Source organism: Parvularcula sp. IMCC14364, from assembly GCF_030758415.1.
In the GTDB taxonomy this organism is placed as follows: Bacteria; Pseudomonadota; Alphaproteobacteria; order Caulobacterales; family Parvularculaceae; genus Aquisalinus.
Window position 1 is genome coordinate 1,792,127 of sequence record NZ_CP132334.1, and the last position, 12,874, is coordinate 1,805,000.

A 12,874-nucleotide genomic window follows, 5' to 3' on the forward strand; every position below is an offset into this window, starting at 1 on the left:
CAGCCCGACTGACAGCCATGTCGGTCGGGCTTTCTCATAAAAAATCTGAGGCGACCTGAATTAGGGTGAGCATTCTAATTCTATTGCCTATCTTCTGATCATCGAAGGAAAGAGTCCATCGAATGGCTCGGATGACCTTCATGAAGAAAGGATTTTTGAAATGGCAAAAGCTGAAACAAAACAAACCCCTAAAGTAGTCGAAATGGCCCGTAATGGCTGGTTGGCTTATATCGGCATGTATGGCGCCGCTTTCGAGCGTCTCCAGCCGCGTCTGGAAAAGCTGAACCTGAACACTGGTGATGTCTGGAACGAACTGGTCGCCAAAGGCGAAGCAATGGAAGATGCTGCCCAGGAGCGTATTCAGGAAGTACGTGAGCGCGCTGAGGACCGTTATGGCGATCAGATCGAACGCGTTCGTGAGTTGATGCCAAAAGCTGGCAAAGACAGCAGCGAAGTTGAAGTTCTGCATGACGAGATTGCTGAGCTGAACAAGCAAATCACATCTTTGAAGCGCAAAGTCACTTCACTCGATAAAGCAGTCAAAGCTGCTTAACGGGACATGTTTAGAGGGGCACTGTGATCAGTGCCCCTTTTTCTTTTGTGCAACCTATCGAGGAACAGGACATGACAAAAAAAGATACCCCGGCGAATGATATTGCACGGCGCATCTGGCTCGCAGGTGTGGGCGCTTATGGCAAAGCCTTTTCAGATGCACAGGAATCCCTTGAAAAAATCGGTGAAGACACCAGCCGTCGCTTTGACGAACTGGTCGCACGCGGAGAAGAGATTGAGGACAACCTCGAAGAAAAACGGCAGGACCTGATGGAACGGATGCCAAAGCAGCCTTTCGCGCTGGATGATCGAATTCACGAAATGCGCCAACGCCTTGGCCTTGTTATTCCGGCAAATGGTGTCGCTGAAACAGACGGCGGCGACCTGGAAGGTCGCCTGGCACGGCTTGAGGACAAGGTTGATCTTCTGCTTGAACAGGTTCAATCTCTGACCAAGTCGCCAGCCAGAAAAAAAACGGCGTCAAAAAAACGGGCCACAAGAAAATAGTGCTGCGCCCGAACACCGGGCAACACTGAATGGCCGCCAAACCCAAAACACGCGATCGCATTCTTCAGACGGCACTTGCTCTTTTCAATGATGAGGGCGAAGCAGAAGTGTCAACGGTCGAGATTGCGGCTGTCCTCGATATTTCACCGGGTAACCTTTATTATCACTTCAAGGGCAAGGACGCGATCATCGAAGGGCTGTTCGATGATTTCGAAGAAGAGATACGACAGGTGCTGAATGCGCCTATCGCCAAGCCACTGGCCCTGGAAGACAACTGGATTTATCTCTACATTATCTTCGAAGAAATCCACGACTTCCGCTTTTTTTACAATTCCCTGCCAACAATTCTTGAGCGCTGTCCCAGCCTGCAACCCCGCTTTAGGCGCGTACTGGCCCTAAAGCAGGATGTGGCAACTGCCATTCTCACGTCAATGCAGAAGGCCGGCGTCCTTGCGATAAGTGAAACAGGGCGTGATCTTTTGGCTGAACGTATCGCGCTGCAAATCACCTACTGGATACAATACTGTTCCCTGAAAGACCCGAGACGGAAGGAAGCGGCCCTGATCCATGAAGGTGTGTTTTCAATTCTCTCCCAGTTGACGCCCTGGCTTGGTGAAAATGGCGTTGCCTATGCTGCATTGCTCGAAGAGTTTTACGAAAGCCGTAGTGTCTAGGTAATAAAAATCGCCGCCAGCCCTTCGCACTTGACATTCCAGCCCAAATGTTCTATATTTGTTCCTATTGTGAAATTTTACTAGCAAAGCTGACGACACGCCACCAAGGCTAAAATTGCCTGCTTTTTCTTCTGTATCGATACCCGATGCAGAAATATCAGCGAGCACTCGGGCTCTTTGATATTGGATCTCTTTCCGCCTTCATCGGCAGGCTTCAAGTAGAAACAATGGGGACGCATTTACATGAAAAAACATGCTGCGACAGCCGCCGACAGGTTTCAGCCCAACACCTGGATAGCTGTTTTGCCAAGGCGATCAAAAGCCGCTAACGTCCTCTTTTGCGCAGTCAGATGAGGACGGAACAGTATGGCAAAGACAGCGACAGCCACGGGCGGACAACGTGGCATCCTTGGGTTGATTGAACGCGCCGGGAATAAATTACCGGACCCTGTTTTCATCTTTTTCTATCTTATTGCAGCGTTGATGCTGGTTTCCATTGTAGCCTCTTTCTTTGGCCTTTCTGCCAAGCTCAATGACGATGTTCTGGCAGGCATGGGCCAAAGCAGCCTTGACCGCTTTGGCATCAAGGAAGACGGGATCATCTACGCGATAAGTCTTCTTTCAGCGGAGAATATCCAGCGCCTCTGGGTTGAGATGCCCAAAACGTTCACGCATTTTCACCCGCTTGGCTATGTACTGGTCGTCATGCTCGGTGCGGGCGTTGCTGAACGCTCTGGCCTTTTTGCAACAGCGATGCGTGCGGCTGTCAGCGGTGCTCCCAAGTTCCTTCTGACTCCGGTGGTTGCGCTCGTTGCCATGATCGGTAACCACGCCGCAGATGCTGCCTATGTCGTTTTGATTCCTTTGGCGGGCGTGCTGTTCGCTTCAGCCGGGCGACACCCTTTAGCGGGGATCGCAGCAGCCTTTGCCGGTGTATCCGGCGGCTTCTCGGCCAACATCGCACCGGGTCAGCTTGATGCCCTGCTCTTCGGGATCACCCAGCAGGCCGGCGAAGTGCTGGTCCCAAGCTATGTGGCAAACATTGCCGGCAACTGGTACTTCATTGCAGCAATGACGGTGGTGTTCACGCCAATTATCTGGTTTGTCACTGACATGATTATTGAACCGCGCTTCGGCAAGTATGTACCAGAAGGCCATGCCGCCAATTCTGTTTCAGACAATAACGAACCCATCACCCCGGAACAACGCAAGGGTTTGCGCAACGCAGGCTTTGCCTGCCTCATCGTCGTTTTTGCCTGGGCCCTGATGACGCTTTGGCCGTGGGGTACGCCCCTGATTGATGACGAAGGAGCAAATGCCAATGCAGAGCTGGTGCTGCAGTTGCGTCCCCTCTTTCAGTCTCTTGTAGCAGCCTTCTTCATCCTGTTCCTGGCCGCAGGTTGGGCCTATGGCTCGGCAGCTGGCACTATCAAGGACAAGCAGGACGTTGTCGACATGATGAGCGAGGCCATGAAGGACCTCGGCTATTATCTCGTGCTGGCCTTTGCTGCCGCTCACTTCGTGGAGATGTTCATCTGGTCAAATCTCGGTCTGATTTCTGCAGTCCATGGCGCAGATGCTATTGAGAATTCCGGCTTGCCGTTATGGGCTCTACTTGGTGTGATTGTTGTCTTCTCGGGCATGATCAATCTGTTTGTCGGCTCGGCCTCAGCCAAATGGGCCCTGCTCGCACCTGTGCTCGTGCCCATGCTGATGTTGCTTGGCGTATCACCTGAAGGTGCTACAGCTGCTTACCGTGTGGGGGATAGTGCGACCAATATCATCACCCCGCTGATGGTATACTTCCCGCTGATCCTGATTTTCTGTCAGCGCTGGGTAAAGGAATTCGGCATCGGCTCTCTCACCGCCATGATGATCCCCTACTCCATCTGGATCATGATCACCGGTGTGGTGCTCATGATGGCCTGGGTTTATCTCGGCTGGCCCCTGGGCCCTGGTGCCAGCATTTCCTACACACTCCCGGGCGCTGGCGGGTGATGATAACGGCTTGATTAATAACCGCGATAGCGCGCGGGGGATATTTATCTGCGCGCGCTATCACACAATAAGCCCAGTTGAAGTATTGCCTTGACGCTCAATAGGTGACCTGAAAAAGCGTATTTCAACAATGCGACAACAATGGAAAACACAATGAGTGAAGACAACGAAGCCTATAATTCACAGAAAAAACAGGATTTCTGGGTCGACAAGGCGTTGAAAAAAAAACGTAACGGATACTTCTTGGAGTTGGGCGCAGCGGATGGCATCCTTCACTCCAACAGCCTTTTTTTTGAAAAATATCGTAACTGGAATGGCATTCTGATTGAAGCTATCGACGATCAATTCGAGAAACTAATTAAAAACCGCACAGCTACTTGCCTAAAGGCAGTAGTCAATGATGAGCCTGAAACCGTCATGTTTCGCCCGGACCGTCGACAGGGAAGCGGCATAGTCGCTGACGATACAGATAATAACTATCGAGTGAGAGCGGATGAGCTAAAGACAGCCGAGATTATCGAAATGCAGGCACGCACACTAACATCGATACTTGACGAGTGTGACGCTCCCAAGATTATCGACTATTTCTCTCTGGATGTGGAAGGCGCAGAAGCGCGCGTGCTTAGATCTATTGACTTCAATAAATATATCTTCGGACTTCTTACAATCGAAAGGGCGAATGCAGAGTGCAACCAGCTTCTCCGCGAAAATGGGTACGTCTTTGTAAAGAATTTCCAAAATGACAACTTTTACGCGCATGCCTCATATAGCGAAGAATACGACATAAAGTATTCAGATGACTGGTACGATATACCTGCCAAGGAATGGTAAACTCAAAACTGGTATATGACCAATATCAGGTTCATTCACTGGCGTACTGAAAATGGTGTGAAGTCCGTTTGGCGATCATAAATGTCAACACCCTCCAAACGCTTGAGGGTGTTGACCACCCGGTATGTTACAGGCGTCAAAATCGCCTCCCACAAGACTTTCAACAGATAGTTTGTAATCAGTACCGTAATCACTGCCTGCGTTGTCCAGACGCCAAGAAAGGCTATCGGATAAAACAACAGGGAGTCGATACCCTGCCCGACAACAGTTGAACCGATGGTGCGCGTCCAGAGGTGCTTGCCTTCCGTCCAGACTTTCATACGCGCCATCACAAACGCATTGGCAAGTTCACCAGCCCAAAAAGCAATAATAGAGGCGAAAACAATTCGCGGCGTCAGTCCGAACACTTCTTCATATGCTGGCTGACCAGCCCAGATATCGGCAGGCGGCAATGCGACTACAACCCAGCTCATCAGTGCCATGAATATCACGGCACCAAAACCAGCCCAGATCACCCGGCGCGCTCTTGCATAGCCATAAACTTCTGTCAGCACATCCCCCAAGACATAAGACAATGGAAAAAAGAGTATGCCAGCCCCAAATATCTGGGTACCGATTACGGGCAAATCCACTTGCGAGAGTTTGGCCGCTCCAATCAGGTTTGAACAAATCAGGATTGCCACAAAGGCAGACATGGCAAAGTCATAATAACGAAAACTGTGCGCCTGCAGTGCATCTGAGTTTTCTCTTTTGATCAGCTTGTTGTTGGTCATAAAATTCTCCAGTCACTACTATATGTAATCCTGGAAAAACCGATAGACCACTTTCTCACCATAGGGCCTGTCCGGGCCAATGATCGTCGATGGAAATTCCGGTATGTTCATGGCATCGGGAAAAGACTGTGTTTCCAAACACAGTCCGGCGAACCTGTTGAAACGCGATGTCGCAGGTGTCAGATACCCGCCCGTGTACAACATCACACATGGTTGCGTTGTCAGAATTTCAAGTCCACGGCCAGATATCGGATCAAGCACGCGCCCGGCCACTTTCAATCGACTTTCCTCGCTTGCAAGAACATAATTCTGATCAAAACCATCAGTCAGGCCCCCGTCATGAAGCTCCCCATGCTGCGCTACAGACCTGGATTGCTTAAAATCAAAAACAGTACCGCTGACATCCACGAGCCTGCCAGTCGGCAAACCTTCATCAGACTGCTCGGTAATCTTTTCGGAATTAAGCCACAACTGGTGATCAAGTATATCAGCTGATCTGCCTGCCGAAAGATTGAAATAATCATGCCGGGTAAGGTTGATCGGTGTTTCCTGATCGGCCACGGCATGATGCTCAAATACCAGTTCGGTTGACGATGGCATTGAAATGCGCATGGAAAGAGACACTTCCCCCGGATACCCTGCTTCCCCCGCCGGACTGGTATATCGCATTATTAAAGACTGAAGTGCTCCCCGATGTTGGACCACCTGGCCGGAGGATTTTCCGGTTTGATGATCATGGCGGTGATTGGTCCGCCATTCGATTTACCAGTTCGACAGGCGAGATATTGCCAATCGCACTGTGGGGTCGAAACTCATTATAGTCTCTACGCCAGTTCTCCAGTTTTTCCCGCGCATCGTCAAGGTTCATAAACCAGTGCGTGTTCAGACATTCCGCCCGGAACTTGCCGTTGAAACTTTCAATGAAGGCATTATCCGTCGGCTTGCCCGGCCGTGAGAAGTCCAGTGTGACGTTTTTTGTGTATGCCCACAGATCAAGATCTCGAGAGATAAACTCAGGACCGTTGTCCGCCCTAATAGACTTTGGATAGCCGAACACCCGGCAAGCCTGCTCCAGTGTTCTGACGACATCTTCTCCTTTGTAGCTGAACCTTGCATCAATCACTGGAGAGAACCGGGAGAATGTATCCACTACAGTCAATACTCTCAGCTTACGTCCTGTCACCAGTTGATCATGAACGAAGTCCATGGCCCATGTTTCATTGACGGCTGTCGCCTCCTTTCTGTCATCGCGCAGCTTTGCCTTTACCCGGCGTTTGGGCGTCTTGTTCCTCAGCTGCAGCCCCATTTCATGATAGAGTCGATAAACGCGTTTCGCGTTTATCGCCCATCCTTCTCTTTTCAGAAGAACATGGATGCGCCGATAGCCATATCTGACCCGGGTTTCAGCAATCTCTTTGATACGTTTCTTCAGATCGGCCTGACCGTCTCGCCGGGTTTTGTACTGTTGTGTCGATCGCGGCGCCTGCAGGACACGGCAGGCACGCCGTTCACTGACTTTCCAGACAGCAATCAGATCATTCACAAGATCCCGGCGGCGAGCAGGCCTTAGAGCTTTCGCTTGATAACGTCCTGCAGCATGGCTTTGTCGAGAGACAGGTCAGCCACAAGCTTCTTCAGATTGTTGTTCTCTTCTTCCAGCTGTTTTAACCGCTTCATCTCGGATGGCATCAGCCCAGCATACTTTTTCCGCCAGTTATAGAAGGTGGCATCCGAGATGCCTGCCTTTCGGCAAACCTCCTTTACTGGCGTTCCTTCATCTGCCTGCTTCAAAATAAATGCTATCTGTGCGTCGGTGAACTTCGTTCGTTTCATGGAATTCTCCTCGTCCCGTAAAGGGACCCTAAATTAGAAAATTCCAGCCATAAATGGTCCAGTTTTTGGGAAGCACGTCAAGACCGCCCGTCATCTGCAATCGCCCCCTGCCAAAGCGAATCACTGACACCCCCAGGACCGCCATGCAGATGGTGAGGCGGCAAGTTGAGCGGCAACTGATACGTCTTGCCCTGAATCGAAAATTGTCCACCAGATACACGATTTGCCACTCGCCCAATCAACCGACCGATATAATGCCGGTCAGCAATATAAGCAGGCAACATTTCATATCCCAGGACAATGTTACCAACTGTACCTTCTCGATCCGGCACTGAAATCCTAGTGATAATGCCGCCATATTCCAATATCTCGACTGCAAGCCCGTCTCTACACAAAGTATATTGGTGCACTGGCTCACTAGTTTCGAGATACCCGGATATGCGCTTGCTAATTTCCATCTAGGGTGTGGACTCAATTGATCCAGCATTTTGCTGCGAAGAGATATATCATGTTGATGAAGTTCCTTCGAGATTTCTCGAACCGTGTAGCCAGCCGTCTCATGTCTTTCATTTTGCAGAAGAACCGCTCGACAATATTACGCATGGCGTAAAGGCTGGTGTCATGCGGGACCGGATTGCGCGCATTGGACTTGGCGGGAATAACCGCCAACGCACCTTCATCGGCGATATCGCGCCTGATCTTCGCACTGCCATAGGCTTTGTCCAGGACCATCGCCAGAGGCGGCATCTCCCAGTCGAGGAAGACATTCATCACCTGGCTGTCATGAACATGGCCGCCAGTGACCTCAATGCGCAATGGCCTGCCATTTTCATCTACGGCCACGTGAACTTTGCTTGTGCGACCGCCCCGTGAGCGTCCAATATCTTCCGCCAGTTCCCCCTTTTTGAGCCACTCGCTGCGCGGTGAGCTTTGACAATCGAGGCGTCTATGAAGATCAGACTGTCCTCACATTCTTCAGCGAGCGCATCGAATATGCCCTTCCAGACGCCGCGCTCGCCCCACCTGTTATACCGATTGTAAGCAGTCGTGTACGGTCCATATCGTTCCGGCAAGTCCCGCCATGGCGCGCCTGTGCGCAAAATGTAAAAGATGCCGTTCAGGATCGTACGATCATCTTTGCGCTTCGGGCCGCGGCTAACCTTTGGCAACAACGGTTCAATCACCGCCCATTCTTCATCCGACAAATCAAACCGCGCCATTTAAGACTCCCTTTCGGAAATCCCTGAATCACGCTTTGCACAAACAAATCAATCAGTTAAATTGGGTACAGACCCTAGTTTGCGGTGACCTGCATGAGAACAAGGAAAAAAGCCAACAAACCGGCAAGCAGGATACGGCGCTGACCGAAAGGTTCTTTCAGGATGACCGTCGCCAGAATTGCGCCGAACACAACACTGGTTTCCCGCAAGGACACCATCAGCGCAACCGGCGCAAGAGACAGCGCATAAAGGGCAAGAGCGTAACTTGAAAAACCGACGAGAGAAGCAAGAAACGCCTTACGCACAATTCCCGGTGCCTCTTTCACAAAAACCTTCCGGCGCAGCCAGAAACAGGTAAGGGCTATTGGCAGACTGACCGAGACAAAAAACCACGCTATATAGACTAACGGGTTACCCATCGCTCTGGCCCCCGCTGCATCGTTCACGGAATAAAAGGCAATCATGATGGCAGTTAGTAGAGCATATATGATTGCTGTCTTATTCAAAGTGCCGCCTTTAGCCGGCCAGGCAAAAGCAATCAACGTCGCGCAAGCCGCTATAAGTCCTAGGACGGCCAGCAATGGCAGTTCCTCACCGAGAAAGAACAACGCAATCAACGCTGCCAAAACTGGCGCAAGCCCCCGCATAATTGGATAAACAAGTCCAAGATCACCCTTCTGGAGTGCGTTCAGCATAAAGAACGTATAAGCCGCGTGGATAACCAGTGAAAAGCCGAGATGCATCCATACTTCAAAAGTCGGAAAAGGCAGAAAAAAGAGAAACGGGATTGAACAAGTCGCAGAAATGCCAAGAAATACGGCGCGAAAGAGCACAATATCATCAGCGCCTTTGTTGTAAACATTCATTACCGCATGACCGAGAGCCGATGCAATCATGCACAATGCTGCGATGACTTCCGTACTCAAAACTGCTCCTCCCTGATGCGCTGTTCCTGACCAAATCAGTTAGTATTCAACTGACACACTCACCAATTATCAGAAGTTTCTCGGCTAAAATCATTAAGGGATTTTTCAATTTACCAATGAGTTTTGCCCGCAGACCCAATGCCAAAGAATATATCAATATTTACAGTCGCAGGTAGCCCATGGCTGCGGTGTAAGATTTATCAGTACCTGGGATTATTTGGGTGCGGGAGTAGGATTTGAACCTACGACCTTCAGGTTATGAGCCTGACGAGCTACCGGACTGCTCCATCCCGCATCAACCAAGAGGCGATCATATGCCCTTGTGATCTGCTTAAATCAAGGGGTTTCTGTCAAAAAGCTGTCATATCAACAGATATTTTTCAGCTGCTGATTCCGGCAGTGGTATCAGCCAGCTTCTGGAAGACGGGCGCGAGAAGTCTGGCCATATTATGGGCTTCCGCAACCGTGCTTATCAAATCCTGCCTGACCTCGAGGGTCATGTGAGGCAGGCTGCGCGGAGCGGCATGACGATCGAGTGCATGATTGTAGTAGTGACCATCATACGGCTCATTATCGCCCACTGCGTAACCTGTGGCATCTGACAATAACTGGACGGCTTTGCGACCGGTCTTTTCGTCATGATTCCATAGAACACCCAGTTGCCATGGCCGGTCTTCATGGGCGCCTTTCATCCTGGCCGTGAAACTGTGAACTGAGAGAATGAATGGGGAATGGCCCTGTTCAACCACTTCGTTCAACGCAACATTCTGGGCTGTATGATATGATCCATACATACTGTTGCGTCTCTTAATGGCGCCTTCAGAGAGATTCTGATTTCCGGGAATAACGATATCATCACTTACTTCTGGGATCAGGCCAACCTGATCTGGCGCGCGGTTTGGGTCTATGAGCAGACGGGAGAAAGTGCACTGCGTCAGATCTGCCTCAAGCAGGCGCGCAAGTTCTGTTGCGAGAGTTAGAGCACCCGGATCCCAGGCGATATGCGTCTCCAATACCGCCTCTGGAAGACCAAGATTACCGAACTCTGACGGAATAAAATTGCTGGCATGATCACAAAAGATAAAGAAATTACCGCTCCCTTTTCTGAGCTTACGGAACACAGGAAAATTCATCCTCTGGTACCTCCCCAATGTTCTGCATACGGCTCGACCGACCACCACCGCTGGTCAGCCTGCATTTTGGCTTGTGCGATTTCGTCCAACCCGTTCAGCAGTGCATGATTATCTTCGTGCACTTCCTCCACCACCTGCTGTGCGAAATCTCTTGTGAGGATAAATGGGGGCGGTCGGTGTGTTGGCAGAAGTTTATCAATCAGGAGATCCGCGCGCGAATCATGTGGTGTGCGTAATCTTGGGAAGCGCCTGTACAAAGCAACGTGGGTTGCGGAAACTGACATATTGATTCGCTTGCCAGCAGCATATGCCCCCTTGTCTATCTCAAGATATTCCAGAAAATCCCGCGTTATATCGGCATGAGCGTTCTGAAGGCGCGCCGAGACTGTCGCAACACACGGAATACCTGAAAATCTTTGCAACCGCGACTGCCATTTGACCGTGTGCCTTAGCCATTTCCATGCGTCATCAAGTATTAAGCCATCGCCGCGCCACGCATACCATTGCCACCAGGCAGACTGTAACCAGGAAATCTGTGGCCTGACATAGCCGACAATATGCAATTCGATTTCATGTGTCAGTTCAGCAGCAAATACTTTCAGATCAGTAATATCATCATTACTGCCCCACCCCTCCTGGGACATGATCGGCACGGCGCCTGTCTCATCCTCTTTTTCCAGTGTGTGTAGTAGAGCTTGCAGCGCATCTGTGAGGGAGCCGACAGAAGCAACATAACCAGAAAGGCTCCTTCTTGATCTGGCCGTAATGTCCTGAGCGCTTAAAATCCCGTCCTTGCCCATCACGAAATATCGGTAGGAAAACCCGCTACCTTCCAGTTGCTGATGGTGGCAAAGAAAATGCTGGATCGCTGATGAACCGCACTTCGGGTAACCGATATGTACAATGATTTTTTTTCTCAACTGGCACCCATACCGATCAATCATGAATGGCAATCATACGGCAGGAATGGCCTGTCGCAATATCAACCTGAAAACCGGACACAAAAAAACCGCCCAAAAGGGCGGTTTTTTAAAAACATGGGGTAATCTGAAACCATCTTTGCAGGCCCGGCGACGACCTACTCTTCCACGCCTTGAGACGTAGTACCATCGGCGCTGCGGAATTTAACGACCGAGTTCGGGATGGGATCGGGTGGAGGCTCCGCGCCATAACCACCGGACCGGCAAAAACGGTTCCAGATTTGCGAGAGTATATTTTTTGAATTGCCTGAACACTATTTAGTTCGCAGCAAAAGATCCTGAAACGGATCGTTCGCCACGCATGAGCTTCGCTTGCTTTCATGCTCGCTACCAAAGGTAACTTGCATGAGGAATAATCAAGCCTATCGAACAATTAGTACCAGTAAGCTACACGCATTGCTGCGCTTCCACACCTGGCCTATCAACGTGGTGGTCTTCCACGGTTCTCAGGGAATACTAGTCTTGAGGGGGGCTTCCCGCTTAGATGCCTTCAGCGGTTATCCCGTCCGTATATAGCTACCCTGCTATGCCGCTGGCGCGACAACAGGTCCACCAGAGATACGTCCACCCCGGTCCTCTCGTACTAAGGGCAGCTCCTCTCAATATTCCTACACCCACGGCAGATAGGGACCGAACTGTCTCACGACGTTCTAAACCCAGCTCACGTACCGCTTTAAATGGCGAACAGCCATACCCTTGGGACCTGCTCCAGCCCCAGGATGCGATGAGCCGACATCGAGGTGCCAAACAACGCCGTCGATATGGACTCTTGGGCGTCATCAGCCTGTTATCCCCGGCGTACCTTTTATCCGTTGAGCGATGGCCCTTCCACACGGGACCACCGGATCACTATGGCCGTCTTTCGACTCTGCTCGACCTGTCAGTCTCGCAGTCAGGCAGGCTTATGCCATTGCACTCCACGAACGATTTCCGACCGTTCTGAGCCTACCTTCGCGCGCCTCCGTTACTCTTTAGGAGGCGACCGCCCCAGTCAAACTACCCACCATGCAGGGTCCCGGATCCGGATAACGGACCGCGGTTAGATATCAATAACAACAAGGGCGGTATTTCACCAATGGCTCCCTACGAACTGGCGCTCGAAGTTCAAAGCCTCCCGCCTATCCTACACATGTTGTCACTAATACCACTGCAAAGCTGTAGTAAAGGTGCACGGGGTCTTTCCGTCTGACCGCGGGAACCCCGCATCTTCACGGGGAATTCAGTTTCGCTGAGTCTGCGTTGGAGACAGTGGGGAAGTCGTTACGCCATTCGTGCAGGTCGGAACTTACCCGACAAGGAATTTCGCTACCTTAGGACCGTTATAGTTACGGCCGCCGTTTACCGGGGCTTCAATTCGGTGCTTGCACACCTCCTTTTAACCTTCCGGCACCGGGCAGGCGTCAGACCCTATACGTCGTCTTGCGACTTCGCAGAGCCCTATGTTTTT

General features: G+C 50.9%; 12 protein-coding genes, 1 tRNA gene, 2 rRNA genes and 1 pseudogene (1 of these 16 only partly in view). 5 read left to right on the forward strand and 11 right to left on the reverse strand.

Going from position 1 to position 12,874, the window contains the following annotated elements; genetic code table 11:
• Positions 1–160: 160 nt before the first annotated feature.
• From RAL90_RS08615 to RAL90_RS08635, 5 genes are all read left to right on the forward strand, one after another.
• Positions 161–553 (forward strand): hypothetical protein, encoded by a 393-nt coding sequence (locus tag RAL90_RS08615; protein ID WP_306249641.1) that lies wholly within the window; start codon positions 161–163, stop codon positions 551–553.
• Positions 554–624: 71 nt separating this feature from the next.
• The gene (locus RAL90_RS08620) at positions 625–1,059 is read left to right on the forward strand and encodes a phasin family protein (RefSeq protein WP_306249643.1); all 435 of its coding nucleotides are present in this window, start codon (positions 625–627) and stop codon (positions 1,057–1,059) included.
• Positions 1,060–1,088: 29 nt separating this feature from the next.
• The gene (locus RAL90_RS08625; protein ID WP_306249645.1) at positions 1,089–1,733 is read left to right on the forward strand and encodes a TetR/AcrR family transcriptional regulator; all 645 of its coding nucleotides are present in this window, start codon (positions 1,089–1,091) and stop codon (positions 1,731–1,733) included.
• Positions 1,734–2,099: 366 nt separating this feature from the next.
• Complete coding sequence (locus RAL90_RS08630) at positions 2,100–3,731, forward strand: AbgT family transporter (RefSeq protein ID WP_306249647.1); 1,632 nt, start codon at positions 2,100–2,102, stop codon at positions 3,729–3,731.
• Between the two features lie 153 nt (positions 3,732–3,884).
• On the forward strand, positions 3,885–4,562 hold the full coding sequence (locus RAL90_RS08635) for an FkbM family methyltransferase (RefSeq protein ID WP_306249648.1): 678 nt from the start codon (positions 3,885–3,887) through the stop codon (positions 4,560–4,562).
• A gap of 35 nt (positions 4,563–4,597) precedes the next feature.
• Here the strand turns inward: RAL90_RS08635 and RAL90_RS08640 are convergent, their stop codons facing one another.
• The 11 genes and pseudogenes from RAL90_RS08640 to RAL90_RS08695 form a co-directional block, all read right to left on the reverse strand.
• A complete protein-coding gene (locus tag RAL90_RS08640; protein WP_306249650.1) occupies positions 4,598–5,335 on the reverse strand; it encodes a queuosine precursor transporter in 738 nt (245 codons plus the stop codon).
• An 18-nt stretch (positions 5,336–5,353) separates the two neighbouring features.
• Positions 5,354–6,040: a hypothetical protein gene (locus RAL90_RS08645; RefSeq protein WP_306249652.1), complete on the reverse strand. Its 687-nt coding sequence runs from the start codon at positions 6,038–6,040 to the stop codon at positions 5,354–5,356.
• Between the two features lie 28 nt (positions 6,041–6,068).
• Positions 6,069–7,168, reverse strand: a protein-coding gene (locus RAL90_RS08650; RefSeq protein WP_306249654.1) for an IS3 family transposase whose coding sequence is annotated in 2 segments (ribosomal slippage) — positions 6,069–6,907 and positions 6,907–7,168 — 1,101 coding nt in all. Because the reading frame shifts where the segments join, the coding sequence is not laid out codon by codon here.
• A 77-nt stretch (positions 7,169–7,245) separates the two neighbouring features.
• Complete coding sequence (locus RAL90_RS08655) at positions 7,246–7,626, reverse strand: hypothetical protein (protein WP_306249656.1); 381 nt, start codon at positions 7,624–7,626, stop codon at positions 7,246–7,248.
• A gap of 13 nt (positions 7,627–7,639) precedes the next feature.
• A pseudogene (locus RAL90_RS16345) lies at positions 7,640–8,361 on the reverse strand (IS5 family transposase); the annotation flags it as partial.
• 101 nt (positions 8,362–8,462) lie between these two features.
• On the reverse strand, positions 8,463–9,314 hold the full coding sequence (locus RAL90_RS08670; protein WP_306249663.1) for a DMT family transporter: 852 nt from the start codon (positions 9,312–9,314) through the stop codon (positions 8,463–8,465).
• Positions 9,315–9,532: 218 nt separating this feature from the next.
• Positions 9,533–9,609: transfer RNA gene (locus RAL90_RS08675), tRNA-Met, on the reverse strand.
• Positions 9,610–9,694: 85 nt separating this feature from the next.
• Complete coding sequence (locus tag RAL90_RS08680) at positions 9,695–10,447, reverse strand: N-formylglutamate amidohydrolase (RefSeq protein ID WP_306249665.1); 753 nt, start codon at positions 10,445–10,447, stop codon at positions 9,695–9,697.
• The gene (locus RAL90_RS08685) at positions 10,444–11,391 is read right to left on the reverse strand and encodes a hypothetical protein (protein ID WP_306249667.1); all 948 of its coding nucleotides are present in this window, start codon (positions 11,389–11,391) and stop codon (positions 10,444–10,446) included. Before RAL90_RS08685 ends, RAL90_RS08680 begins: the two co-directional genes overlap by 4 nt.
• Before the next feature lie 121 nt (positions 11,392–11,512).
• Positions 11,513–11,627 (reverse strand): 5S ribosomal RNA (gene rrf / locus RAL90_RS08690).
• 152 nt (positions 11,628–11,779) lie between these two features.
• Positions 11,780–12,874, reverse strand: a 23S ribosomal RNA gene (locus RAL90_RS08695) (it continues 1,697 nt past the right edge of the window).

What these genes read in the sequence shown, in the direction of transcription:
- RAL90_RS08615 (WP_306249641.1), top strand. Translation starts at nt 161, where the DNA reads ATGGCAAAAGCTGAAACAAAACAAACCCCTAAAGTAGTCGAAATGGCC.
- RAL90_RS08620 (WP_306249643.1), top strand. Translation starts at nt 625, where the DNA reads ATGACAAAAAAAGATACCCCGGCGAATGATATTGCACGGCGCATCTGG.
- RAL90_RS08625 (WP_306249645.1), top strand. Translation starts at nt 1,089, where the DNA reads ATGGCCGCCAAACCCAAAACACGCGATCGCATTCTTCAGACGGCACTT.
- RAL90_RS08630 (WP_306249647.1), top strand. Translation starts at nt 2,100, where the DNA reads ATGGCAAAGACAGCGACAGCCACGGGCGGACAACGTGGCATCCTTGGG.
- RAL90_RS08635 (WP_306249648.1), top strand. Translation starts at nt 3,885, where the DNA reads ATGAGTGAAGACAACGAAGCCTATAATTCACAGAAAAAACAGGATTTC.
- RAL90_RS08640 (WP_306249650.1), bottom strand. Translation starts at nt 5,335, where the DNA reads ATGACCAACAACAAGCTGATCAAAAGAGAAAACTCAGATGCACTGCAG.
- RAL90_RS08655 (WP_306249656.1), bottom strand. Translation starts at nt 7,626, where the DNA reads ATGGAAATTAGCAAGCGCATATCCGGGTATCTCGAAACTAGTGAGCCA.
- RAL90_RS08680 (WP_306249665.1), bottom strand. Translation starts at nt 10,447, where the DNA reads ATGAATTTTCCTGTGTTCCGTAAGCTCAGAAAAGGGAGCGGTAATTTC.
- RAL90_RS08685 (WP_306249667.1), bottom strand. Translation starts at nt 11,391, where the DNA reads ATGATTGATCGGTATGGGTGCCAGTTGAGAAAAAAAATCATTGTACAT.